The sequence below is a fragment of the Tsukamurella paurometabola DSM 20162 genome, assembly GCF_000092225.1.
GTDB lineage: Bacteria > Actinomycetota > Actinomycetes > Mycobacteriales > Mycobacteriaceae > Tsukamurella > Tsukamurella paurometabola.
Genome location: NC_014158.1, coordinates 2,063,515 through 2,087,848, shown reverse-complemented (window position 1 = coordinate 2,087,848; position 24,334 = coordinate 2,063,515). Strand labels below are relative to the sequence as shown.

The 24,334-nt window shown below is 68.4% G+C and carries 24 protein-coding genes; 11 read left to right on the top strand and 13 right to left on the bottom strand.

Features of this window, described 5'->3' with window-relative positions:
- Positions 1 to 1,272 (bottom strand): adenosylmethionine--8-amino-7-oxononanoate transaminase, encoded by a 1,272-nt coding sequence (locus TPAU_RS10005; RefSeq protein WP_013126632.1) that lies wholly within the window; start codon positions 1,270 to 1,272, stop codon positions 1 to 3.
- Positions 1,273 to 1,527: 255 nt separating this feature from the next.
- On the opposite strand from TPAU_RS10005, the gene TPAU_RS10000 reads away from it, so the two are divergent.
- From TPAU_RS10000 to TPAU_RS09985, 4 genes are all read left to right on the top strand, one after another.
- On the top strand, positions 1,528 to 2,049 hold the full coding sequence (locus TPAU_RS10000) for a hypothetical protein (protein ID WP_148227401.1): 522 nt from the start codon (positions 1,528 to 1,530) through the stop codon (positions 2,047 to 2,049).
- 119 nt (positions 2,050 to 2,168) lie between these two features.
- A complete protein-coding gene (locus TPAU_RS09995) occupies positions 2,169 to 2,852 on the top strand; it encodes a hypothetical protein (RefSeq protein ID WP_013126630.1) in 684 nt (227 codons plus the stop codon).
- A gap of 91 nt (positions 2,853 to 2,943) precedes the next feature.
- On the top strand, positions 2,944 to 3,984 hold the full coding sequence (locus TPAU_RS09990; protein WP_013126629.1) for an LLM class F420-dependent oxidoreductase: 1,041 nt from the start codon (positions 2,944 to 2,946) through the stop codon (positions 3,982 to 3,984).
- 55 nt (positions 3,985 to 4,039) lie between these two features.
- The gene (locus TPAU_RS09985) at positions 4,040 to 5,065 is read left to right on the top strand and encodes an LLM class flavin-dependent oxidoreductase (protein ID WP_013126628.1); all 1,026 of its coding nucleotides are present in this window, start codon (positions 4,040 to 4,042) and stop codon (positions 5,063 to 5,065) included.
- Positions 5,066 to 5,076: 11 nt separating this feature from the next.
- Here TPAU_RS09985 and TPAU_RS09980 read toward each other — a convergent pair whose 3' ends face one another.
- On the bottom strand, positions 5,077 to 5,511 hold the full coding sequence (locus TPAU_RS09980; RefSeq protein ID WP_013126627.1) for a PPOX class F420-dependent oxidoreductase: 435 nt from the start codon (positions 5,509 to 5,511) through the stop codon (positions 5,077 to 5,079).
- Between the two features lie 80 nt (positions 5,512 to 5,591).
- Between TPAU_RS09980 and TPAU_RS09975 the strand changes: the two genes are divergently transcribed.
- Positions 5,592 to 6,092: a hypothetical protein gene (locus TPAU_RS09975; RefSeq protein WP_013126626.1), complete on the top strand. Its 501-nt coding sequence runs from the start codon at positions 5,592 to 5,594 to the stop codon at positions 6,090 to 6,092.
- Here TPAU_RS09975 and ilvA read toward each other — a convergent pair whose 3' ends face one another.
- Positions 6,093 to 7,412 carry a threonine ammonia-lyase IlvA gene (ilvA, locus tag TPAU_RS09970; protein ID WP_013126625.1) on the bottom strand — a complete coding sequence of 440 codons (1,320 nt, stop codon included), beginning with the start codon at positions 7,410 to 7,412 and terminating at the stop codon, positions 6,093 to 6,095.
- Positions 7,413 to 7,494: 82 nt separating this feature from the next.
- On the opposite strand from ilvA, the gene TPAU_RS09965 reads away from it, so the two are divergent.
- From TPAU_RS09965 to TPAU_RS09940, 6 genes are read left to right on the top strand one after another with little or no spacing between them, the layout of a single operon-like run.
- On the top strand, positions 7,495 to 8,589 hold the full coding sequence (locus TPAU_RS09965) for a sensor histidine kinase (RefSeq protein ID WP_013126624.1): 1,095 nt from the start codon (positions 7,495 to 7,497) through the stop codon (positions 8,587 to 8,589).
- Entirely contained in the window at positions 8,586 to 9,275 is a 690-nt protein-coding gene (locus TPAU_RS09960; RefSeq protein WP_013126623.1) for a response regulator transcription factor, read from the top strand. Before TPAU_RS09965 ends, TPAU_RS09960 begins: the two co-directional genes overlap by 4 nt.
- 42 nt (positions 9,276 to 9,317) lie before the next feature.
- Positions 9,318 to 10,268: an amino acid ABC transporter permease gene (locus TPAU_RS09955; RefSeq protein ID WP_013126622.1), complete on the top strand. Its 951-nt coding sequence runs from the start codon at positions 9,318 to 9,320 to the stop codon at positions 10,266 to 10,268.
- On the top strand, positions 10,265 to 11,035 hold the full coding sequence (locus tag TPAU_RS09950) for an amino acid ABC transporter ATP-binding protein (RefSeq protein WP_013126621.1): 771 nt from the start codon (positions 10,265 to 10,267) through the stop codon (positions 11,033 to 11,035). Before TPAU_RS09955 ends, TPAU_RS09950 begins: the two co-directional genes overlap by 4 nt.
- A gap of 47 nt (positions 11,036 to 11,082) precedes the next feature.
- Entirely contained in the window at positions 11,083 to 12,021 is a 939-nt protein-coding gene (locus TPAU_RS09945) for a transporter substrate-binding domain-containing protein (RefSeq protein ID WP_013126620.1), read from the top strand.
- Positions 12,021 to 13,016: an LLM class flavin-dependent oxidoreductase gene (locus tag TPAU_RS09940; protein WP_013126619.1), complete on the top strand. Its 996-nt coding sequence runs from the start codon at positions 12,021 to 12,023 to the stop codon at positions 13,014 to 13,016. The genes TPAU_RS09945 and TPAU_RS09940 overlap by 1 nt, the downstream gene beginning before the upstream one ends.
- 9 nt (positions 13,017 to 13,025) lie before the next feature.
- Here the strand turns inward: TPAU_RS09940 and TPAU_RS09935 are convergent, their stop codons facing one another.
- From TPAU_RS09935 to alaS, 10 genes are read right to left on the bottom strand one after another with little or no spacing between them, the layout of a single operon-like run.
- Positions 13,026 to 14,651 (bottom strand): class I adenylate-forming enzyme family protein, encoded by a 1,626-nt coding sequence (locus tag TPAU_RS09935; RefSeq protein WP_041944927.1) that lies wholly within the window; start codon positions 14,649 to 14,651, stop codon positions 13,026 to 13,028.
- A gap of 55 nt (positions 14,652 to 14,706) precedes the next feature.
- Positions 14,707 to 16,053 carry an LLM class flavin-dependent oxidoreductase gene (locus tag TPAU_RS09930; protein ID WP_013126617.1) on the bottom strand — a complete coding sequence of 449 codons (1,347 nt, stop codon included), beginning with the start codon at positions 16,051 to 16,053 and terminating at the stop codon, positions 14,707 to 14,709.
- The gene (locus TPAU_RS09925; RefSeq protein WP_013126616.1) at positions 16,038 to 17,078 is read right to left on the bottom strand and encodes an MsnO8 family LLM class oxidoreductase; all 1,041 of its coding nucleotides are present in this window, start codon (positions 17,076 to 17,078) and stop codon (positions 16,038 to 16,040) included. Before TPAU_RS09925 ends, TPAU_RS09930 begins: the two co-directional genes overlap by 16 nt.
- Positions 17,075 to 18,172: an LLM class flavin-dependent oxidoreductase gene (locus TPAU_RS09920; protein ID WP_013126615.1), complete on the bottom strand. Its 1,098-nt coding sequence runs from the start codon at positions 18,170 to 18,172 to the stop codon at positions 17,075 to 17,077. The genes TPAU_RS09925 and TPAU_RS09920 overlap by 4 nt, the downstream gene beginning before the upstream one ends.
- Positions 18,173 to 18,217: 45 nt before the next feature.
- On the bottom strand, positions 18,218 to 18,646 hold the full coding sequence (locus tag TPAU_RS09915; protein ID WP_013126614.1) for a prepilin peptidase: 429 nt from the start codon (positions 18,644 to 18,646) through the stop codon (positions 18,218 to 18,220).
- A 12-nt stretch (positions 18,647 to 18,658) separates the two neighbouring features.
- Positions 18,659 to 19,069: an acyl-CoA thioesterase gene (locus TPAU_RS09910; RefSeq protein WP_013126613.1), complete on the bottom strand. Its 411-nt coding sequence runs from the start codon at positions 19,067 to 19,069 to the stop codon at positions 18,659 to 18,661.
- Complete coding sequence (locus TPAU_RS09905) at positions 19,066 to 19,893, bottom strand: shikimate dehydrogenase (RefSeq protein WP_013126612.1); 828 nt, start codon at positions 19,891 to 19,893, stop codon at positions 19,066 to 19,068. The genes TPAU_RS09910 and TPAU_RS09905 overlap by 4 nt, the downstream gene beginning before the upstream one ends.
- Positions 19,890 to 21,146: an endolytic transglycosylase MltG gene (locus TPAU_RS09900; protein ID WP_013126611.1), complete on the bottom strand. Its 1,257-nt coding sequence runs from the start codon at positions 21,144 to 21,146 to the stop codon at positions 19,890 to 19,892. Before TPAU_RS09900 ends, TPAU_RS09905 begins: the two co-directional genes overlap by 4 nt.
- A complete protein-coding gene (gene ruvX / locus TPAU_RS09895) occupies positions 21,143 to 21,628 on the bottom strand; it encodes a Holliday junction resolvase RuvX (protein WP_013126610.1) in 486 nt (161 codons plus the stop codon). Before ruvX ends, TPAU_RS09900 begins: the two co-directional genes overlap by 4 nt.
- A gap of 2 nt (positions 21,629 to 21,630) precedes the next feature.
- Complete coding sequence (alaS, locus tag TPAU_RS09890; protein WP_013126609.1) at positions 21,631 to 24,303, bottom strand: alanine--tRNA ligase; 2,673 nt, start codon at positions 24,301 to 24,303, stop codon at positions 21,631 to 21,633.
- Positions 24,304 to 24,334: the final 31 nt, after the last annotated feature.

Here is a 24,334-nt window from a genome sequence, read left to right as displayed (position 1 = left end):
TCACTGTAGCGCCGCGTGCACCGCCGCCGTGACGCCCCGGGTGATCGCGTGGACTTCAGCCGCCGAGCTGATGAACGGTGGCATCGTGTAGATCAAGTCCCGGAAGGGCCGCAACCACACGCCGGCGGCGACCGCGGCGTCGGTCGCCGGCGCGAGGTCGACGGGGCGATCGAGCTGGACCACACCGATGGCACCGAGAACCCGCACGTCCACCACGCCGGCGATACTGCGCAACGGTGCGAGGCCGGCGTCGAGCCCAGCTTGGATCCCGGCCACTTCGGATCTCCAGTCCCGCGAGAGCAGCAGCTCGGTACTGGCCACAGCGATCGCGCAGGCCAGCGGGTTCGCCATGAAGGTCGGTCCGTGCATGAGTGCGCCCTGGTCGGATTCCGAGATCGCGAGCGCCACCTCATCGGTGCACAGCATCGCCGCCAAACTCACGTACCCGCCGGTCAGGGCTTTGCCAACGCACAGGATATCGGGGGTGATCCCGGCGGCATCCGAAGCGAACAGCGTGCCCGTCCGGCCGAACCCGGTCGCGATCTCGTCGAGGATGAGCAGGACGCCGTGCCGACGGGTGATCTCACGCAGCGCGGCGACGTAAGCGGGCGGATGGAAACGCATCCCCCCGGCGCCCTGGACGACGGGTTCGACGATCACCGCCGCCAGCTCGTGGGCGTGCTCGCCCACGAGCCGGTCGAGTTCGGCGACGTAGGCCTCGTCGTATTCGGCGGGCGGCGCCGGAGCGAAGACCTGCGAGGCGAGCACATCGGTCCACAGTGTGTGCATGCCCCCCTCCGGATCACAAACGCTCATCGGAGTGAAAGTGTCGCCGTGATAGCCACCACGCCAGGTGAGCAGGCGATTGCGGCCGGCCACTCCCCTGGCCCGCCAGTATTGCAACGCGGTCTTCACCGCGACCTCGATCGAGACGGACCCACTGTCGGCCAGGAAGACGCGGTCGAGTCCAGCCGGGGTGATCTCGACGAGCAGTTCCCCGAGGCGGGCAGCGCTGGCGTGAGTGAGACCGCCGAACATCACGTGCGACATGGAGTCGATCTGGGCCTTCGCGGCGCCGTCGAGCACGGGGTGCCGGTAACCGTGGATCGCCGCCCACCAGGAACTCATACCGTCGATGACCGCGCTACCGTCGCCCAGCGTGAGCCGTACCCCCTGCGCCGAGGTCACCACCCGCGCCCCGGAGTCACCCACCGGACTGTAGGGATGCCACAGGGTCTGCGCGTCGAGGGCGAGAATCTCTTCGGGCGTCATGGTCGGCCACAGTAGCGGTGCACTCGGGATGGATGCACGGCGCGACCGGCTGCGGCGGTGGACGAAGCGGCGGCACACTACCGGCATGGGCCCCGAGGTTGCCGTCGCAGGTCTGCGACGGCACGGGGATCGTCGTGAGTCCGTCGCGCTCTCGTCGAAGCCGGACAAATCGCCCCATTGCATCCGTACGTTGAGGCTGGGTCGCCAAGAGCGGCCGTCCTAGTTACGAATTCACGTCCACAGACATGGAGAGTCATGATGAACAGCTCGATACGAAAGATTGCCGCGACGTCGTTCGCGATCATAATGTCCACGGGGGCAACCGCCTTCGCGGCAAGGACCGCCACCGCGGCGACTAATCCCATCTTCGCGGAGGGAGCTAATGCGACGACCACCGGGAAGGCCGGGGACACCGTGGATGCCAAGGTCGTATACCGCCTCCAGAATCCCGGATCGCACGAGATGACCTTCGGCCGTGCACCGTTCGACCTGATCTTCACAGCGCCACCACCCGCGACATTCGCGAGTGACACCGTCAAGGTCGACGGCCTCAGTTCGACGAGGTCGCTGTCGTGCACTCTGGTCGGCGCCGCTACCCAGCTCCACTGCTCTCTTCCCGGGCCCGCGACGGTGAAGGGCGATATCACGTTCACACCGAAGGTGACGTTGCCTCAGTGGTCACCTGCCGGCTCTCGATTCAACGGCGGCAGTGTCCTCTACTACAACGGCAACCCCGCGCCTGTGACGGCGTCGGTGAATTACCTCGTCGGCACCTGACGAGAGCGTCCCAGGGGCGGCCTTCACTGGAGGTCGCCCTTGACGTAGGTCGATGCGGATGGTCACCCGGACAATCCGCGAGGAGAAAACTTGTCAGTGGCACGTCGCACACTGGGGTCATGAACAACGACGCCTCGCGGCCTCTCCGGTCGACCTTTACCCAGTCGCCCACCGCGCGTATCGGCGTAAGCGGTGGCAGAATCCACGACTCCGCACTCGCCCGGGTGGCACAAGCGCTGCACGAGCACGGGCTGCCCGCCACGCTGCGGCCCACAGGCAGCCTGAAACTCTCGGTCGCCACGTCGCGGTTCACCGCGCACACCCTGCCTGGGCCCGGTACCGCCATCGAAGTCCGAGTCTTCCGCGAGGGCCGGCATTCGATCCTCGGGCTGGTCTCCCATCCCGACGAGGCGGCGCATCTACTCATCCGCAGCGCGGGGATGGCGGCGGCCTGGCAGTTGGCCTCCGAGGTCCACGACCGGCTCGTACTCGACGGCGACACCACGGTGCTGGCCGAGGTCCCGATGGGCGACACCGTGTTCGTTCGTCTCGGTGAGCGCGCCTACGCCGAACTGGTCGCCGATGATGCCGATGCCTGCCTCGGCCAGGCGGCCGGGATCACGCTCACCACGCATATCGCCCGGCAGCCCCTAGGGTCGGCATGGCGGTTCGACCACCTCCTGGACCGCGATTTCCCCACCATGGGGCGGATCGCCGGTGGCACGTTCTCGTCCGCCGAATCCGCCTGTGCCGCAGTAGCTCTACACCGTGCCCGCACCGCCGAGTGGGAGTCACTGCACTGACGCGTTCCATGCTGCAACACGCTCTACCGGCCGTGCCGAACGGGTGAGTTAAGGTTCACTGACGTCCATAGGAGCACGGAAGGCGACCGACATGCGCATCGGCCTCGGCATCAATTACGCAGGTGAGTTCAACGAGGTGGCCGACGAGGTCCTCGACCTGGAGAAAGCCGGGCTCGACATCGTCTTCGTCCCCGAGGCCTACTCCTTCGACGCGGTGAGCGCCCTGGGCTATCTGGCGGCGAAGACCGACAAGATCAAGCTGGCTTCCGGCATTCTGCAGATTTACACCCGCACGCCCACGCTCACCGCCATGACGGCCGCCGGCCTGGACAACGTCTCGGACGGCCGTTTCATCCTGGGCCTCGGCGCTTCCGGCCCGCAGGTGATCGAGGGCTTCCATGGCGTGCCCTACGACGCTCCGATCGGCCGCACCCGCGAGATCATCGAGATCTGCCGCAAGGTGTGGCGCCGCGAGCGCCTCGAACACCGCGGCAAGTACTACCAGATGCCGCTCACGGCGGAGGACGGCGGCACCGGCCTGGGCAAACCGCTCAAGTTGATCAATCATCCGGTGCGCGAGAACATCCCGGTGCTGCTCGCCGCGCTCGGCCAGAAGAACGTGGCCCTCGCGGCCGAGGTGGCCGAGGGTTGGCAGCCGATCTTCTTCCTGCCCGAGAAGGCGAAGGACGTATGGGGCGATGCAGTGGCCGCGGGCAAGGCCAAACGCGACCCCGCGCTCGGGGAGCTCGACGTGTACGCCGGACCTGCCCTCGCCATCGGCGACGACGTCGATCACCTGCTGGGTTTCGTCAAACCACACCTCGCCCTCTACATCGGGGGTATGGGCGCCAAGGGCAAGAACTTCTATCACACGCTGGCCACCAGCTACGGCTACGGCGCCGAGGCGGACCGGATCCAAGAGCTGTACCTCGCGGGCGAGAAGACGGCGGCGGCCGAAGCGGTGCCCGATGAATTGGCCCGCAACGTCTCCCTCATCGGACCGAAGGGCTTCGTGGCGGAGCGGATCAAGGCTTTCGAACAGGCCGGAGCCACCGTCCTCAACGTGACGCCGATCGCCGCCACCAAACAGGATCGCATCAAGCAGGTCGAACTCCTGCGCGACCTCGTCTGACCAGGACTGATCGCAGCGCGGGAAGATTCACCCAGTCCCGCGGGTTGAATCTTCTGTGCCCGAAGATTCTGCCCTCCGTCCCCGCCTGTCCCTGTTGGAACTCGCTCCCGTCGTCGATGGGGCGTCGTTCGGCGACGCTCTTCGTGCCACCATCGCGACCGCCCAGGAGGCGGAACGACTCGGCTACGAGCGCGTGTGGGTGGCCGAGCACCATTCGATGCCCGGGATCGCCAGCTCTGCGCCGGCCGTGCTCATCGGACAGATCGCGGCGGCCACCGAGTCGATCCGGGTGGGCTCCGGCGGCGTGATGCTGCCCAATCACCAGCCACTGGTCGTCGCCGAACAGTTCGGCACCTTGGAAGCGCTCTACCCCGGGCGGATCGACCTCGGTATCGGGCGCGCCCCCGGAACCGATCAGCTGACCGCGCATGCGCTGCGAGGTGGGAAGGTGAGCGAATCGGTCGATGACTTCCCGCAGGCGCTGGCGCACTTGCGCGCGTTCCTGCGCGACGACTTCCCCATCGATCACCCGTACGCCGCGATCACCGCCACGCCCGGCGTCGCCGCGGACCTCGACATGTGGCTCCTCGGTTCCTCGACGTTCAGCGCGAAACTCGCAGGCATGCTCGGACTGCCGTTCGCTTTCGCGCGGCACTTCGCGCCGCAAGCGACGCTTCCCGCGCTCGCCGAGTACCGCGAGTCGTTCCGTCCGGGCGACCGGGCCGAACCGAACGCAATGCTCACCGTCACCGTCATCGCCGCTGACACCGATCAGGAGGCCCAGCGCATCGCGGGCCCCGCCAAGGCCGCGATGTACCGCGTGCGCACCGGCAATCCCGGGCGACTACTGACCTACGAACAGGCCGAAGCAGCACCGCTGTCCGCCGATCACGAGGCGGCGATCGCGCCGTCGACCTCGGCGTGGATCGTCGGCTCGCAGGACACCGTCCGTCGCGAGCTCACCGATCTCGTGCAGCGCACCCGCCCACAGGAGCTGATGATCTCCGGCATGATCCCGGGCCTCGAGGAGCGCACCCGCAGCCTGGAGATCATCGCCAAGGCAGTCGCCGAGATCGGCTGACCGCACACGTGCTAGGCGGTCGCGTTACCGCTGAACAGGACTCGGGTGGGGCGGATTCTCACGATCACCTCACCGGGGACGGCGTTCCGGCGGCCGAATTCCTCGGCCCGTTCCGGCCCCATGTACCTCGCACCACACGCGGTACAGATCTTCAGCAGGTACTCGGGATCCTGGTCGATGATGTCGGCAATGCCCTGCACTTGGGCGAACGCATAGGGCGGTTCCGGCAGGTCGACCGAAACCGCGACCCGGGGATCCCGGGCGATCAGTTTGCCTTTCGCAGTTTGCGCCCCGGTCGCGAAGACGAGCGCACCGTCGTCGACCACGAACCAGACGGGCGTACTCAACGGCCGCCCGTCCCGACCCAGGTAACTCAGATGCGCGGTGCGTGTTCCCTCGGAGAGGAAGGCGATGACGTCGGGTTCGAGATGATCTGCGGCGGCCATGCCCCCGAGACTACGTCTCCACCCGGATCTCCACCCGCGGGTCGATCCCCGGGAGGCCGGTTCTCGGCAGAGTCATCGGCATGAACAACATCACCCTCACCCTGATCATCATCCTCGCCGTCGGTTGGGTCATCTTCCGCCAATTCCAGGCCCGCCCCATCAAGGACAAGACTGCGAAAATCGCGCTCGTGCTGGCGGCGGTGGGCCTGGTACAGACCGTGCAGTACGTCTCAGGGGGCGGCGAAGTCGGCATCGGCCATGCCGTCGCTGCTCTGCTCGGATTGGCTCTCGCCGTCGGGCTCGCCTACCCGCGCGCACTGACCACGAAGGTGTTCCCCGGCCCCGACGGCCGGTACCTGCGACAGGCCACGCTCGCCACCCTCGGACTGTGGGTCGTCGCGATCGGTGCGCACTTCGCGATCGACATACTGGTTCCGGCGATCTTCCACGACCACACCGGCCGCGGTTTCGCCGGCGTGACCACCATGCTGTTCGTCGGCGTCACACTGTATGCGCAGTACTCGTTCCTGCAGCGGCGCGTCGATGCACACCGTGTTCAACAGCCGCTGCAGACCGTCTGATCAGGTCAGGTAGCGGTACGCCGGAGAGCCCGGTTCCAGGCGTTCGCAGTGCAGTCGAGACCGGTCCATCCGGGCGAGCAAAGCGTCCAGGTCTCCGGCCCGTCCGAGCTCGACACCGACAAGCGCTTCGCCGGTGTCCCGGTTGTTGCGCTTGACGTACTCGAACAGCGTCACATCATCATCCGGACCCAGAACCTCGTCGAGGAACCTGCGCAGCGCGCCGGGCTCTTGGGGGAAGGCGACCAAGAAATAGTGCTTGAGCCCCTGATGCACCAGCGACCGCTCGATCACCTCGTTGTACCGAGACACGTCGTTGTTGCCACCCGAGAGCAGACACACCACGGTGGCGCCGGGCTCGAACCGCAGCTGTGCCAGCGCAGCCACCGACAGCGCACCGGCGGGCTCGGCGATCACGCCCTCGTTCTGATACAGGTCGAGCATCGCTGTGCAGACGGCGCCCTCATCGACCTCGACGATGCCCATCGCGCCGGGCGCGACATCGCGGACGTCGTGTCCGGGCCACACGTGCGCACCCTGCTCCCGGGCCACGTCGAAGCCGATGCCACCGATCCGGCGGACGGCGGCTCCGTCGACGAACGGATCGATGGTGGCGAGCTCGACCACCTCGCCCGCATCGAGCGACCGTGCCAACGACGCGGCACCGGCCGGTTCGGCACCGACGATCGCGATCTCCGGCGACTGCGAGCGCAGGTACCGGGTGACACCGGCGAAGCAACCGCCCCCACCCACCGGGACAACCACCACATCGGGGACACCGCCGAGCTGCTCGACCAGTTCCACACCGATCGTGCCCTGCCCTGCGGTGGTGCGCACGTCGTCGAACGCGTGCACCCAGGTGGCCCCGGTCTCGACCACATCGGCTTGCGCGGCCGCGGCGGCGGCGTCGTAGGTCTCGCCGGTGGCGATGAGCTCGACGAACCGGCCCCCGTGCGCCCGGATCCGGTCGCGCTTCTGCTTCGGCGTGGTGGTGGGCACATAGATCCGGCCGTGCACCTCCATCGCACGGCACGCGAACGCAACCCCCTGGGCATGATTGCCCGCCGACGCGGCCACCACACCCGCGGCCTTCTCCGCCTCGCTGAGCTGCGCCATCAGGTTGTAGGCGCCGCGGATCTTGTAGGAGCGCACCACCTGCAGGTCCTCACGCTTGAGGTACACCTTCGCGCCGGTGAGCGCCGACAGCCGGTCCGCCTGCTGCAGCGGGCTCTCGGTGACTACCCCGGCCAGACGCGCACGCGCCTCGATGATCGCGCGCTCCGTCAGGTCGGCGGCGGCGCTGGACATCGATGAGGTAGACATGCCGATCAGTTTCCCACTCGCTCGTGCCCACCGCGCATCCCGGTCCGCGGCCCCACCGCCGCACGCGTGCCAAGATGGCCGGGTGTTCGACGGTGACCGCATGCGCTTCGGCTTCGCCGCGTCGGTCATCGGCCTCATCACGGCCGTGCCCACGCTGCGGTGGGGCGAGAATTCGCCGTGGACCTACGTCCTGTTCGCGATCACCAGCGCCGTCATCGTGCAGCGCACCCTTCCCGCCGATCGTCTTCCACTCCAGGCCGCGGTCGCCGTCGAAGCGATCGGCGCCGTCGCGAGCGGCGCGCTGTTCGCCCTGCAGCCGAACCCGGGAATCGGGATGCTCCTGTACGTCTCGGCGGTGTACTTCGGGGCACGTTTCCCACAGCGGATCGCGATTGCGCTGGCGGTACTGCTCGGCGGCACCGTCGCGGCCGGACTGGGCCTGCAACGCTCCACGGATTTCTGGATCGGTCTGAGCGTCACCGTCGCGGTGTGGGCGGGCATCGTGCGGCGCACACGACGCGAACGGACCCAGGCACTGGAACAGCTCGTCGAGCAGACGCAGCGCACCGCCGCGTCGGAGGCCCGCAGCAGCGCGCTCGCCGAACGTGCGCGGATCGCCCGCGACCTGCACGATGTGCTGGCGCACACGCTCTCCGGCGCGGGAATGCAGCTCGAACTCGCGGACGCCCTATTGGAGGCAGGCCGGCCGGAGGACGCGCGGACCGCGGTGCAGCGGGCCCGGGGCGCCATCGCCGGCGGGGTCACCGAGGCCCGCGACGCCGTGCACGCCCTCCGCGAGGACATCATCGATCTCCCCGCGGCGCTCGCCGCCCTCGCCGACGGGGAGAACGAGACGGTCAGTGCCGATCCGGTCGACATCGACGACGCGGCCGGGCGCGCCGTCCTGCGCGTCGCGCAAGAGGCCTTCACCAATGCCCGCCGCCATGCGCCGGGTGCCGCCGTCACCGCTTCGCTGTCCGCGCAGCCGGACGGTGTGCGTCTGACCGTCGCCAACGGTCCCGGCCGGACCGCCGAAGCCACCCACGGATCGGGCATGGGATTGATCGGTATGCGCGAGCGCGCCGCGGAAGTCGACGGCGTGCTGCACGCCGGACCCGCGGCCGACGGCGGATGGACGGTGACGCTCACCGTCCCAGAAAGGAGCCCGGTGCAATGACCGATACACGACCGTCGGAAGCCGAGGTCACGGTGGTGGTCGCCGACGATCAGGCGACCGTCCGCGACGCGCTGGCCGCCATGCTCGACCTCAGCCCCGGCGTCACCGTGGTGGGGACAGCAGCGGACGGCATCGAGGCGGTCGATCTCGTCCTGTCCCTGCGGCCCGCCGTGCTCCTCACTGACCTGAGGATGCCGAACCTCGACGGAGTCGGCGCGACCGAGCGGGTGGTCGCCGCTGCACCGGCAACGGCCGTCATCCTGCTCACCACGTACGACGACGAGGAGTCCATCCTCCGAGGGCTGCACGCGGGCGCCCGCGGCTACCTCACGAAGAATGCGGGCAGAGCGGAGATCGCCGCCGCGATCTCCGCCGCGGCGGCGGGGCAATCCGTGCTGGATCCCGCGGTGCAACAGCGACTGCTGGCCTCGATCACCGCGACACCGGCGCCCGCCCAGGCTGCGGGCACACCTCCGGTCGACCTCACACCGCGCGAGACCGAAGTACTGCAGCTGATCGCCGAAGGGCTGGCCAACCGCGACATCGCCGCTCGCCTGTTCGTCAGCGAGTCCACCGTCAAGACCCACATCAACAATCTCTTCGCCAAGGCCCATCTGCGAGACCGCGCGCACGCGGTGCGATACGCCTTCGACACGGGCATCGCCGCATCACGTCAGGGCGATTGAAAACCTTCTCGCCGAGGCACCGCGTGCCTACCGTCGAACATCATGGCCACAACGATCCTCCCGCCGCCGAGTCCGGCACTCGACGCGGCACCGACGCAGGTCCGGCTGGTGGGCCGCCGACGCCCGGGCCGGTGGGTCACCACCGCCGCCGTCGCCGTCGTCGCGGCGATGCTCGTGCACACCCTGATCACCAACGAGCGTTTCGAATGGCCAACGGTGGCACACTATTTCACACAGGAGTCCATCCTCGAGGGACTCGGACTCACGCTGTGGCTGACAGCCGTCACGTTCACGGCCGGTTTCGTCCTCGGAATCGGCCTGGCGGCGATGCGGTTGTGGGGCGGGCCCCTGCTGCAGTCGGTGTCGTTCGGGTTCGTGTGGATCGTCCGCTCGGTACCCCCGCTCGTGCTCCTGCTCTTCTGGTTCCAGCTCGCCTCGCTCTACCCGCAACTGTCACTGGGCATTCCGTTCGGACCGGAGTTCGTCACGTTCAACACCACGCACCTGATCGCACCGCTGGTGGCGGCATTCATCGCGCTCACCCTGGACGTAGCCGCGTTCGCCGCCGAGATCGTCCGCGGCGGGCTGGTTTCCGTCGATCCCGGACAGACCGAGGCGGCACGCTCTCTCGGCCTGAATCCGCGGCGCATCTTCCGACGGATCGTGCTCCCCCAGGCGATGCCCGCGATCATCCCCTCGTCCGGGAACCTCCTGATCGGTTTGCTCAAGTCGACGTCCTTGGTGAGCGTCATCGCGGTGACCGATCTGCTGTACTCGGTACAGCTGATCTACAACCAGAACTTCAAGGTGATGCCGCTGCTCCTGGTCGCGACCATCTGGTACATCGTGATCACCTCAGTCCTCGCCATCGGCCAGTACTTCGTCGAGCGCCGGTTCCAGCGCGGGCGTCGCGACGCCCGGCCGTTCCGGGAGATCCTCCGGGATGCGGCCCGGCTCCGTCCACACCTTCCCGCGATCGGGGCGCGCGCATGAGCGCCATCGAGATCCGCGGACTCACCAAGTCCTTCGGCGCACGCGAGGTGCTCCGCGGCATCGATCTCGACGTGCAGGCCGGCGAGGTCGCGATCATTCTCGGCCCGTCGGGGTCAGGCAAATCAACTCTGCTGCGCTGCATCAACCACCTGGAGCGACCCGATTCCGGCGTCGTCCGAGTGGGCGGTGATCTGATCGGTTACCGGGAAGCGGGCCGCCGCGGCGATGTCACAGTGCTGCGGGAACTGCACCCCCGCGACGTGGCGCGTCAGCGAGGACGCATCGGTATGGTGTTCCAGCAGTTCAATCTGTTTCCGCACTTCACGGTCTTGCAGAATCTGACCGAGGGACCGGTCGCCGCCGGGATCCCCGCTGACGAGGCCGCCGATCACGGCCGCGAGCTGCTGCACCGAGTCGGCCTGACCGGGCGGGAGGACACCTACCCCGCGCACCTGTCCGGCGGTCAGCAGCAGCGCGTCGCGATCGCTCGCACTCTCGCCATGCGACCCGACGTCGTGCTGTTCGGCGAGCCCACCTCGGCGCTCGATCCCGAACTCGTGGGCGAGGTGCTCGCCGTGATCCGCGATCTCGCCGCAACCGGGATGACGATGGTGGTGGTGACGCACGAAATCGGCTTCGCCCGCGACGTCGCCGACACCGTGATCTTCATGGACGACGGACAGATCGTCGAATCCGGCACCCCTGAAACGATCTTCGGTGAAGCCGAGCACGACCGCACCCGCGAGTTCCTCGCAGCGGTGCGCTGACAACACTCCCCACCCCTGTATCCGCCCAGCACTCAAGGAGCCCCCTCATGCGCAGGCGCGCCCGGTTCACCCGTCTCCTCTCGGCGCTCGCCGCCACCGTCGCCGCGGCGGCCCTTGTGAGCGCGTGCAGCGCAGGCTCCACCGACTCCGGTGCGAGCAGTTCCGCGTATCCGATTCCGACGCAAGACGTGGTGTCGTCGATCGCCGTCGACCCCGCGGCCCGAGCTCTGCTACCGGCCGGCACCACGGAGGTCACGCTCGGGCTCACCCGCCAGCCGGGGGTGAACAATCTACCGCACGGCGGAGAGGTACCCGATGGCAATCCGGTAGGACTCGACGTGGACCTGCGCAATGCCGTGGCCAAGGCGCTCGGCATCTCCTGGAAGCAGGAGATCGGCACGTTCTCGACCATCATCCCGGGCGTGCAGAACGGGCGGTATCAGGTGGGACAGGGCAATTTCGGCGTCACCAGACCGCGACTCGACGTGGTGGACTTCGCCACGTACCTGCACGACGGGCAAGCCTTCGTCGGCTCCGCCAACTCCGGCCTCACGGAGGTCACGACACTCGAGGATCTCTGCGGAAAGAAGATCGTGACCGGCTCCGGCACCACCTTCCAGCAGATCCTGGAGAAGGGCGCGCAGCAATGCGCGGCGAAGGGCAAGCCGGCGTACGCGGTGCAGTATCTGGACGAGCAGGGTGCCATCATCCTGAGCCTGCAGAACAATCGGGTCGACGCCTACTTCGGTCCCACTCTGTCGCTGCGGTACCTGGTCGACAAGGTGCCGGGCACGAGGTTTCTCGGCGAGTACTCCACGTCGGTGGTCGGCTTCGTCACGGCGAAGGGGTCACCCCTCGCACCGGCCATCACACAGGCCGTGAACACTCTCATCGCACGCGGCGAATACGGGCGGCTGTTCGACAAGTGGAAGGTACCGGCGGCGGCCGTCGCCAAGTCCGAGGTCAACCCCGCACCGGCGTTCTGATGGCGATCGCATCGCTGGCCTTCCTCACCCCGGGCAATTACCTCGACCACGATCCGTCGGCAGGACTCGAGGACACCCTGCGACTGATCGAATTCGGTGAACGATCGGGCTATCGCGGCGCGTGGGTCCGGCAGCGGCACCTCGAACACGGCATCTCGTCGGCGGCGGTTTTCCTGGCGGCCGCGTCGCAGCGCACCTCGACCATCGAGCTCGGCACGGCCGTGATCCCGATCGGCTACGAGAACCCGTTCCGGCTGGCCGAGGACCTCTCCCTCGCCGATGCGCTGTCAGGCGGCCGGATACAGGCGGGCTTCTCCACGGGTATGCCGCACGCCGAGTTGTTGGCCGACATCGTCTTCGACGGTGACTGGCGCGGCTACGAGCTGGGGCACGCGCGGGTGGCGCGCACCGTCGAGCATCTCCGCGGTGCCTACCTCGGAGGTCCCGACACCCGAATCGAATCGCCCGGCAACGTTCAGCGGCCGCGGCTGCAGCCGCACACACCGGGCCTGGCCGAACGAGCCTGGTACGGCGGGACCAGTCTCGCGTCGGTGCGGTGGACCGGTGAGACAGGACTGCACCTGCTGACCGGGAACATCGTCTCCGCAGCAGGAATCGACTCCGACGACTTCGGGACGGTGCAACGCCGACTCATCGACGAGTACCGTGCCGCGGGCGGGTCGGGGCGCCGCGTGGCCGTCGGCCGGGTGATCGTTCCGACCGACGGTGCCGACCGGGCCACAGCGCGGCGCTACCGGGACTACGCGCGCTCGCGCTACGACCGCACGCTCAGGGCCCACGGCGACAAGCGCACCCTGTTCGCGGAGGACCTGGTAGGTCCGGTCGCGGAGATCGCGGAACGCCTCGCGGACGATCCCGCCCTCGGCGGTGTCACCGAGCTCCGACTGGAGTTGCCGTACGAGTTCGACGTCCGCGATTACGAACAGATCCTCACCGACGCACTGTCATTGGTACCGCGGATCGCTGTGGCCTAGGCCGACGACCTAGGTACGGCTCGCGTGTAAGGCTCGTACCAGGTGCTTCTGGATCTTCCCGGTGGCGGTCTTAGGCAGTTGATCGACGAGGACGATCTCCTTGGGCACCTTGAAGCCCGCGAGGTGCTCGCGCGCGTAGTCCACCAATGCACCGGAGTCGGAAGGCGCGCCCGAGCGGATCACCACGAAGGCGGTCACCGCCTCACCCCAGCGCTCATGCGGGGTGCCGACGACTGCGACGTCGATCACGTCACGGTGGCCGAGCAATACACGTTCGACCTCGACCGAGGAAACGTTCTCTCCCCCGGTCTTGATGATGTCCTTGGCGCGATCGGTGAAGTACACCACGCCGTCCCGGTCGACATAGCCGATATCACCGCCGTGAAACCACCCGTGGGCGAAAGCCTCCGCATTGGCAGCCGGGTTGTTCCAGTACCCGGACATCAGTTGCGGCGCGCGATAGACGATCTCACCGATCTGTTCCGCGGGAAGCAGCACACCATCGGCACCCATGATCGCGATATCGGTGGAAACGGTGGCCGGACCCCACGAATCGTCCTTGACTCCCTGATGCCCCGCCCACTGCAATTCGGAAGCGGGTGTCGTCTCGGTCTGCCCGGAACCGAGGATGATGTCCGCGCCGGGGAACCGGTCGCGCACCCGGGCCAGGAGATCGGCCGGCATCGGCGCCATGGCGTACAGCCCGGTGCGCAGGCCCGCCGTATTGGCGTCCGTGAGCTCCGGCTGGTCGATCAGCGCAGCCCACATCATCGGGAGCAGAGTGAGATGGGTGACGGTGTGCTCGGCGAACGTACGGGCCACAGCCGCAGGGTCGAATCCGCGGAGCAGGACCGCGGTGCCTCCGGTGAGCAGCATCGGCATCAGCAGGGCGTCGAGGGCGGTGACGTGGAACAGCGGCAGGGCGATGGGTTGCACCGCAGGTTGCACATCGGGCCGGACACCGAGTCCGACCGCCGAGGACAACGCCGAGATATGCACCGCCACATGGCTGGTGACCACGCCCTTGGGGCGCGATGTGGTGCCGGAGGTGTACAGGCAGTGCAGCACGTCCCGGTCGTCGACGAACACCTCCACCGGTGTGCCTTCACCCGACGGCAGGTCCGCGAAGGCCAGGGCCGGCAGCCCCGCGACCTCTGTCGGAGGCTCTCCCGTCCCGGTGCCCACCACGTACACCGTGGCCACGTCGTTCTCTGCGCCGCGAAGTGCCGTCGCGAGGCCGGGCACGAAAGCGTCCTCGGTGATCACCGCCGCCACACCGCTGTCGGCGAGTTGGTAGCCCACGTCCCCCGGAGCCAGTAGCAGATTCAGCGGCATCGCGACGACGCCGAGTTTGGCGCACACGAACAGGGAGACCACGAATTCCCAGCGGTTCTGCAGTTGCAGAGCGATCGCGTCGCCGCGCCGGTGACCGCGCTCCGAGAGCCCGCGCGCCAGTGCATTGGCCCGGGCCTCCAGTTCCCGGTAACTCACTCTGCTCTCGCCGTCGACCAGGGCGATGCGGTCGCCGAAACTCCGGGCGCCTCGGGTCGGCACATCACCGATGCAGACGCGCTGGGTGAGATTGACGACGAGAGCGTCGACTCCGGACAAATCGGGGCGCATACCGCGGTTCATGGCCGAACGGTAGTGCACTCCGACCGCTCGCACGCAGCGATCCGGTGAAAATTCGCTAACCCACCTGCTGCGCTTCGGCGCGCTGCTGCGGCACCGGGAGCCCGAGGTGTTCGCGCAGCGTCGTGCCTTCGTACTCGGTGCGGAAAGCGCCCCGCTCCTGCAGCAGCGGTACCACCTTGTCAACGAACTCGTCGAGTCCCGTCGGCGTCAAATGCGGCACCAGGATGAAACCATCGGCCGCATCGGCCTGGATGAAGGTGTCGATCTCGTCGGCGACCTGCTGGGGTGTGCCGACGAACTGCGGACGAGTGTTCAACTCGATCACCAATTCGCGGATCGAAAGGCCGTCCGCCTCGGCGCGGGCCCGATAGGTGGCGACGATCTCGCGGGGATCCGCATGCAGTACGCGTCCTTTGACCGCCTGGGTGTCGAAGACCGGGTCCACATCGGGCAGCGGCCCATCCGGATCGTAGGACTGCAGCTCTCGGCCCCAGACCTGCTCGAGAAGATTGATCGCGGTCTGTGGGCTCACCTGCTGTCGGCGGATAGCTCGCGCGTTCTCGGCGGCGTCGTCCGGGGTGTCACCGAGCACTGCGGCCGCCCCGGGGAAGACCTTCAGATGAGCGGGATCGCGACCCCGATCGGCGGCCCGACGTTTGACATCCGCGTAGAAGGCGCGCCCCGCTTCGAGGGACCCGTGCCGGGTGAAGATCGCATCGGCCTGCGCGGCTGCGAAATCCCGGCCCTCACCGAAGTCGCCCGCCTGGAAAAGAACGGGGTGGATCTGCGGACTGGGCGGCAGGGCGGCGGTGCCGCGCACCGCGAACTGCTCACCTCGATGCGCGACATCGGCGTTCCAACCATCCCAGAACGTGCGGGCCACAGTGATGAACTCGTCGGCGCGGCGGTAGCGGTCCGCGTGCGCGAGATAGCCGCCACGGCGGAAGTTCTCGCCGGTGAAGGAATCGGAGCTGGTGACCATGTTCCAGGCGGCGCGTCCGCCACTGAGGTGGTCGAGGGTGGCGAATTGCCGGGCTACATCGGCGGGCTCGTTGAACGTGGTGTTGATGGTTCCGGCCAAGCCGAGCCGGTCGGTGACCGCGGCCAGCGCTGCGAGCACGGTGAAGGTGTCCGGGCGCCCGACGACATCCAGGTCGTGGATGCGCCCGAGGTGCTCCCGCAGGCGCAACCCCTCGGCGAGGAAGAAGAAGTCGAATCTCCCCCGCTCGGCGGCCTGGGCAAGGTGAACGAACGACTCGAACTCCACCTGACTGCGCGCCGCCGGATCCGACCAGACGGTGTTGTGGTTCACGCCCGGGAAGTGGGCCGCGAGGTGGATTCGTTTGCGGTGCTCTCCCTCTCGCACCTCGATGTGCGGTGTGGCGCTCACAGCAGGCCCCATTCCTTGGCGAGGAGTTCGTGGCTGCGCAGGCGCGCGCCGTGGTCGTGGGTGACCGAGGTGATCACCAGTTCGTCGGCACCGGTGCGGTCGGCGAGCTCGCGCAATCCCGCGGCCACCCGTCCTGGATCTCCCACGAACTGCGTCTCGGTGCGGTCTGCCACCGCGGCGCGTTGCTCGTCCGTGAGATCGGCACTGTCGCGCGGGTACGCGATGGCTCCGTCGCCGAACCGGATCGAGTGCACCCAGGCCGGGAACCCGGCGGCGAGATCGCGCGCCGCGGCATCGGTCTCGGCGACGACGACATCGGCGCTCACCACCAGCCGCGGCTCGGCGAGGAACTCGGACGGCCTGAAGGCCTCTCGGTACGCGTTCGAGGCATCGACCGTGGTAGCCGGACTCACGTGGTAGTTGGCGACGAAGGGCAGCCCGCGCGCCCCGGCGAGTTGCGCGCTCTCCCCGGCGCTACTGCCGAACACCCATACCGGGCTGCCCTGGGCCGCCTCCGCAACCGGCGATCGCAGCGGTACACCGCGGCCGGCGTACGTTCCTGCGAACAGGGCCAGTACGTCATCGACCTGCTCGGTGAACGACGCCGGTTCGGCGGCCGGATCCTGCAACAGCCGCTCGTAGCCGGCCACCAGTTTCGGATTCACCGCGGGCGCACCGGGCGACGGCGTACGCAGACGCTGCCCGGTACGGCCGACGCCGACATCGACACGCCCCGGATGCAAGGCCGACAGCACACCGAAGGCATCGGCGACGGCGGGGGCAGTGGTGAAACCGATCAGGACGGCCGCCGAACCCACCCGGATCCGCCGTGTGGCGGCCAGTATCTCGGCGATCAGCACGGTGGGCGCCGCACTGGCGACATGCGCGAAGTGATGCTCGGCCACCCAGTACCGCTGGTAGCCCCAGTCTTCGGCACGGCGGGCCAGATCGAGAGTGTTGCCGAGCGCGTCGGCTGCGGTGGCGCCGGCGGGAATCGGTGCCAGGTCAAGGATGTCGAGAGCGGGAACCGCGGTCACTGGGCGCCTCCCGCCTTCGCGAAGCGGCCGGCAGGGCGGGAAAGGCCCAGCAGGTCAGGGAAGGTCCCGGTGGCGGGCCGTCCCGCCAGCAACGGGGCGAAGGTGTCGCGGAGCCGCGGCAGGTCGACTGCGTTCACACCTGGACGCAATCGCACACCATCGAGGCCCAACCGCTGCCAGCGCTCGACGAGCAACGCCAGTTCCGCACCGGTACCGGCGAAGACCAGCGCGTCGTCGGCGAGTTCCTCGCGGCGGTCGAGCTTCTCGATGCGGCGCGCCGCGGTGCGTTCGGAGTCCGCGAGGAAAACCGTGACATCGCCGAGGATGCGGGTCACGCCCGCGGCACGCAGGCGGGTAGCCACCGCAACGATCTGCTCGTCCGTACCTCCGGGGACGATCGCGATATCGGCGACGGCCGCCACCGACTCGGACGCGAGATCGTTCACGCGGGCCAGGACGACAGGCTGTCCCTGCGGCGGGCGCGGTGTGATCGACGGACCCTTGACATCGAAGTACTCACCACGGAAATCGATGTAGTGCAGTCGTTCCCGATCGACGAAGCGGCCGGTCTCGACGTCGCGGATCACGGCATCGTCGTCCCAGCTGTCCCAGAGATCACGGAGCACGCGGACGTATTCGAGCGCCTCGGCCGCCTGCGAGGCGCTGTCTTGGGTCGGCTTGCGTCCGAACAGCTCCGCATCGGCCTGGCGACCCGTCGTCGCCGGCAGCACACCGGCCCGGCCCTTCGAGACGTAGTCCAGCGTGGCGATCGCCTTCGACGCGTGAAAGGGCTCGGTATGCGTCGCGGTCACGGTGGGCACCAAGCCGATCCGAGTGGTCGACGGTGCCACTCTCGCGGCGAGCAGCGTGGCGTCGAACCGGCCGCTCAATCGGTCGCGGGCCGTGAGGGTGAACGAGTCCTCGAACGAGACGAAGTCGGCGGCGGCCGCCTCCGCGGAGCGGGCCAGCCCAACCCAGTGCTCCGCGGAGGTGGCCGTCAATGGATCCGCGCCGACCTCGGCGAACGCTGCGGGATGCCAACCGAACGGTTCCAGGGCGATCCCGATGACAGGGCGAGTTCTTGACGCGGTCACGCAGACGACGGTATGCCGACGTGGTGCCCCTGTGACCCCTTGCGCTCAGCGTGCATTCAACGTCAGCACCACCGCGGTCACCGCCCCGAGGATCATCGCGGGGCCATGCGGCACCAACCGGTCGCGGACGACGACGGACCACGCGACGGTGATCGCCTGCGCGCCGAGCACCGCGAGGAGCACCGCCGAAGCGCCGGCGAGACCACCGACGAGCGCGCCGAGCGCGGGCGCCAGCTTCACGTCACCGGCACCGACGCCGCCGAGCAGAAAGACCACGAGGTAGGTACCTCCCCACAGGCCCATCCCCGCGAGCGCGGACGGCGCACCGCAGAGCGCCAGGGTGAGGGCCGCGATCACGCCGCAGGCGGCGGCGGGAACGGTGAGAGCGTTCGGGAGGCGGCGTTGCCTCACGTCGAACCAGCACAGCGCGGCGCACCACGCAGCGACCGTACCCCCGAAGAGCCCCCACCCCACGGACCCAGTGTGTCAGGCTTGCAGGGCCGCGCGCAGGGCATCCGGAATCGGGATGGCCCCCGAGCCATCGGCGGCGATCACGGCGTAGACGATCCGCCCGGCAACGGCCTCCGTCGGCCGCTCGGCATCGAGGTCGGTGACGAAGACGAAGTCGATCGTGAAGCTCTTGGTCCCGATCCGGCCCGTCCGCATGATGAGCTCGGTGTCGGCTTCGTCGGTCAGTCCCGCCGCATAGTCGAGCTCGACGTGCACGACCTGTGAGTCGTACCCGGCCGCCAGCATCACCTCGTAGGGCATCCCGCGGTCGGCGTAGAACTCACCGATCGCCGTGTCGACGTAGCCGAGGTACCACATGTTGAACATGACGCCCTGGCGGTCGATCTCGTAATACCGCGGACGAAACCGGTACCGGAAATCGGTCATTGCGGTTCCCTGTGCTCCTCGAGCGCCGCAGCCATCGCGGCGCGCGGCGCGGTCGCGCCGGTGAACAGTTCCGTTTGCCGGAACGCCTGATGCAGCAGCATCGTCAGGCCACCCGCAGTCCGTGCGCCCTTGGAGTCCGCCGCGGCGACCAACAGCGTGGGCCACGGGTCGTACGCCACATCGGCGACCGCGGGCGCCGCCGATGTGAGCGCATCGACCAGCGGGAAGTCCTCGGGCTGCGCCGAACCGGGCAGGGTGGAGACGACAACGTCCGCCGCGGGCACGGCGTCGGCGCGCAAGGGGGCCCAGCGAGCGGCGAGACCGAAGGAGTCCGCGCAGGCGAGGGCGCCGGCCGCCCGGTCCTGCGAGCGGGCCAGCACACACACGTCGGTGAAGCCGCGGGCTGCGAGCGCGGCGAACACGGGCCGGGCCGTCCCGCCGGCGCCGACGACCACGGCCGACGAACCGGCCGCACCGCACTCGTCGAGAAGTCCGGCGGCACCATCGACGTCGGTGCAGTCGGCGAGCCAGCCGTCGGCGATGCGAACCAGTGTGTTCGCCGATCCCACGCGTACGGCCCGATCGGTGCGCTCGGTGGCCAGCTCGAGTGCCGCGAACTTGCCGGGCATCGTGACGGACAACCCGACCCACTCCGGGCCGAGACCGGCCACCAGGCCGGGGAGGCCCGCCGCATCGCACTCGATCCGCTGGTAGCTCCAGTCGAGGCCCAATGCCCGGAACGCGGCGTTATGCAGGACCGGAGAGAGCGAGTGGTCGACCGGCTTCCCGACCACCGCGGCGCGGCGCGGCGTAGCGGAGGTCACTTCGGCGCGCACCCCACGGTGAGGAACTTGTTGTCGCACGCGGTCTGCCGATTGCGCTCATGCTGGGCGAAGTCGTCGGTGAACTGCGTGGTGCCCTGCGCATCGACCGTCACGAAGTACAACCACGGGCCCGGGGCGGGATTCTCCGTGGCGACCAGGGCCGACGTGCCCACCGCACCGATCGGGGTGGCGGGCAGTCCCGTCTTGGCGTAGGTGTTCCACTCCGTCTTCTTCAGCAATTGCTCACCACGGACGTCGATGCTGGTGACCGCTTCGGTGTAGTTGACCGTCGAATCCATCTCGAGCTTCTGGTTCTTCGCCAGCCGGTTCAAGATCACGCGCGCAACCTTCGGGTAGTCCGCGGGCTGGTTCACCTCACGCTCGACGATCGACGCGGAGACCAGCACCTCGTACGGGTCGAGCTTCGCGGCCGAGCTACGGCTCGCGCTGAGTAGGCCCTGCGCCTCGTACTGCTTCGCCGAGGCCGTGATCAGACTCTTGAGAATCGACACGGGCGTCCCCGACGGGTCGACCTCCTCCCACACTCCGGGCGCGATAAGACCCTCGATGCGGCGGTGATCGCCCTTCATCCGGTTCACCGTGGCCAGCGCCCACTGTGGCACGCCCAGGTCGGACGGACTGGCCGTCGCAGCGACCCGGACGAAGTCGGCGGCGGGGATCTGCGTCTTCACGCCGTTGCTGGTGTGCGCCGTCGCCGCGGAGATCTGGCTGAGGATGCCACGAGCGACCTTGTTGTCCTTGCCGCGCTTGTCGTCGAGCTGCGCGCCCGCCGACACGTTCACCATGCCGACCCGGTGCGACCGAGCCGGATCGGTGATCATGTCCACCGCCTCGGCGGCGGGGATCGCCTTGCGCAGTTCGTAGTACCCGGCTGAGATGGGCTTATCGCCCGCCGCTTGGTTGAACGCGGCCACGGACTTCACCACGCCCGCATCGACCAGGTTCTGGGCGAAGTCGGAGTTGTTCGTGCCGGTGATGTGCACGACCACCGCGGGGCCAGGGCTCCCCGAGGCGTAATCCTCGGGACTCGCACCACTTCCCATCAGGGTGTGCCGCATGGTCCACACGATCGTGCCCACGATCAGCAGGAAGATCACCAGGATCGCTGCCAGCGCCACCCGACGGCGGCGCTTGATCTGTGCCTGGCGCGCGGCACGGCGACGTTCGAGCCGAGTGGAACCACCGCCGACCGTCATCGGCTCGGCCCGGTCGGAATGCCACCCGTCGCTCACTCGTCGTCCTCCTCGCGGCGGGCCACCGGCCGCCGCTCATCGAGCCATCCCTGCAGGATGGCTACCGCCGCCGCCTGGTCGATCACGGCACGCTGCTCCTTGGCGCGCACTCCGTTGTCCCGAAGCGCGCGCTGCGCCGTCACCGTGGTGAAGCGCTCATCTGAAAAACATACCCGGGGTGAGGGCTGGTCTGTGGCATCAAGCACCGTGGCGAGCCGCGCGGCGAACCCCTCGGCCATCCGCGCGGACTCCCCACGATCGCCGCGCAGTGTCCGCGGTAGCCCGATCACGATCTCGACCGGCTCGTAGTCGGTCACGAGCTGTGCGATGCGCCGGAGGTCGGAGCCGTCGCGAGCGGCTTTCACGGTCTCCACCGGAGTGGCGAGTATCCCGTCGGGGTCGGACACAGCGACTCCGATGCGAGCCTTACCCACGTCGAGGGCCAGTCGGCGTCCGCGCTCCCAGGCGGGAGATCCGCTCACCGTCAGGCGCCCGCCACCCGCGCGACCTCGGCCCGGACCGCGGCGAGCGCGGCCCCCATACCGGACGCGTCGGAGCCGGCGCCCTGCGCCATATCGGCCTTGCCGCCGCCACGGCCACCGACCGCGGGCGCCGCGGCCTTCACCACGTCACCGGCCTTGACGCCGAGATCCTGGGCGGCATCGTTCGCGGCCACCACGAAGGGCACCTTCTCACCGTCCACGGCGAACAGCGCGATCACCGCGGCTTCGGCGCCGAGCCGCCCCTTGAGCTGCGTCACCAGACTCCGTAGCTCGCCCGCCGCGACCCCGGAGGGGGCCTGTGCGGCGACGAGCCGCACCGCGCCCACCCGATCGGGCGAGGAGGCCAGCTCGGACAGCGCTGACAGCGCGGCCTGAGCACGCAGCTTCTCGAGTTCCTTCTCGGCATCCTTGAGGCGGCTGACCAGCGACTCGACCCGGCCGGGCACGTCCTCGGCGGGCACCTTGAGTGAACTCGTCAGCGCGGACACGAGAGCGCGCTCCTTGGCCAGGTACTTCTGCGAGTCGAGCCCGACATAGGCCTCGACGCGGCGCACACCGGATCCGACCGAGCTCTCGCCGAGCAGGGTGACGGGCCCGACGAGGCCCGAACTGGCGACGTGGGTGCCGCCGCACAGCTCCATCGAGAACGGGCCACCGATCTCGACGACACGCACCTGGTCGCCGTAGTTCTCGCCGAACAGCGCCATCGCCCCGCTCTTCTTGGCGGTTTCCAGATCAGTGACCTGGGTGTGCACGTCGTAGTCGGCCTGCACGGCCTCGTTCGTGACGCGCTCGATATCGGTGCGCTGGTCCTCGCTGAGCCCGCCGGACCAACGGAAGTCGAATCGCAAGTACCCGGGCCGGTTGAGCGAGCCTGCCTGAACGGCGTTGGGGCCCAGCACCTGTCGGAGTGCGGCGTGGACGAGGTGGGTGCCGGAGTGGCCCTGAGTACTGCCGTGCCGGTGGCCCGCATCGACGGCGACGGTGACCGCATCGCCCTCGGAGACCTCGCCCACGGCGACGGTGCCCTGGTGGCGCCACAGCGTCTTGGCGACGCGCTGTACGTCGGTCACGACGATCTGCGCGCCGGCGGCGGTGGTGATGGTGCCGATGTCGGCGAGTTGGCCGCCGGCCTCGGCGTAGAGGGGGCTGCGGTCGAGCACGATCTCCACGTCGTCGCCCTGGTGCACGACGGGCACGCGCACGCCGTCCTTGACCAGACCGAGCACCCGGGCATCGGAGACCAGTTCATCGAAACCGGTGAACTCAGTGGGACCGCGGTCGAGGAACTCCCGGAACACCGAGAGATCCGCGAGCGCCGATTTGCGGGAGTTCGCATCGTCCTTGGCACGCTGGCGCTGCTCGGCCATCAGTGCGCGGAAGCCGTCCTCGTCGACCTGAAGGCCGGCCTCGGAGGCCATCTCCAGGGTGAGATCGATCGGGAAGCCGTAGGTGTCGTGCAGGGTGAAAGCGTCGTCACCGGACAGCACGGTCTTACCGGCGGATTTGGTGGAGTCGACGGCATTACCGAACAGGGTGATGCCCTGCTCCAGAGTCTTGAGGAAGGCCGCCTCCTCGCCGGTGGCGACAGTGCGGATCCGCTGCGCATCGTCGGCCAACGACGGATACGACGGCGACATCGTGGCGATCACGGTATCGACGAAAACACCCATGGTCTCGCCCGTCGCGCCGAGCAGGCGAGCCGACCGGACCACCCGACGCAACAGGCGGCGCAGCACGTAGCCGCGACCGTCGTTGCCGGGGTTCACGCCGTCCTCGATCAGCATCACCGCGGTGCGGGTGTGGTCGGCGATGACGCGAAAGAGCCGATCGTGTTCGGGATCTCCGGCGTTGTAGCGCTGGCCGGTGAGGTCCTGCGCGCGGTCGATCACCGGACGCAGCAGATCGGTGTCGTAGACGTTGTCGACACCTTGTAAGAGGAAGGCGACGCGCTCGATACCCATGCCGGTGTCGATGTTCTTCTTCGGCAGCTCGCCGAGGATCTCGAAGTTCTCCTTGCCGCCGCCCTGGCCGCGCTCGTTCTGCATGAAAACGAGGTTCCAGATCTCGATGTAGCGGTCCTCGTCGGCCTCGGGACCACCCTCCACGCCGTACTCCGGACCGCGGTCGTAGAAGATCTCCGAGCAGGGGCCGGCCGGGCCGGGGATGCCCATCGACCAGTAGTTGTCCTTCATGCCGCGGCGCTGGATGCGCTCGGGTACCTGCCCTACCTCGAGCCACAGGTCGCGGGCCTCATCGTCGTCGAGATAGACCGTGGACCACAGCCGCTGCGGGTCCATGCCGAATCCGCCGTCCTCGACCGGGTTCGTAAGCAGGCTCCAGGCGAACCGGATCGCGTCGCGCTTGAAGTAGTCGCCGAAGCTGAAATTGCCCGCCATCTGGAAGAAGGTGTTGTGCCGGGTGGTGATGCCCACCTCCTCGATATCGAGGGTGCGCACACACTTCTGGATCGACGTGGCGCGCTCGTACGGCGGCGTCTGCTGGCCCAGGAAGTACGGAACGAAGGGCACCATGCCCGCGATCACGAACAGCTGATTCGGGTCGTTCAGCACCAGCGATGCACTCGGCACCTGGGTGTGACCGGCCTTGACGAAGTGGTCCGTGAACCGCTTCCGAATCTCATGGGTCTGCACTGTGATCCTTCGCGTCTCTACTGAGGGTGTT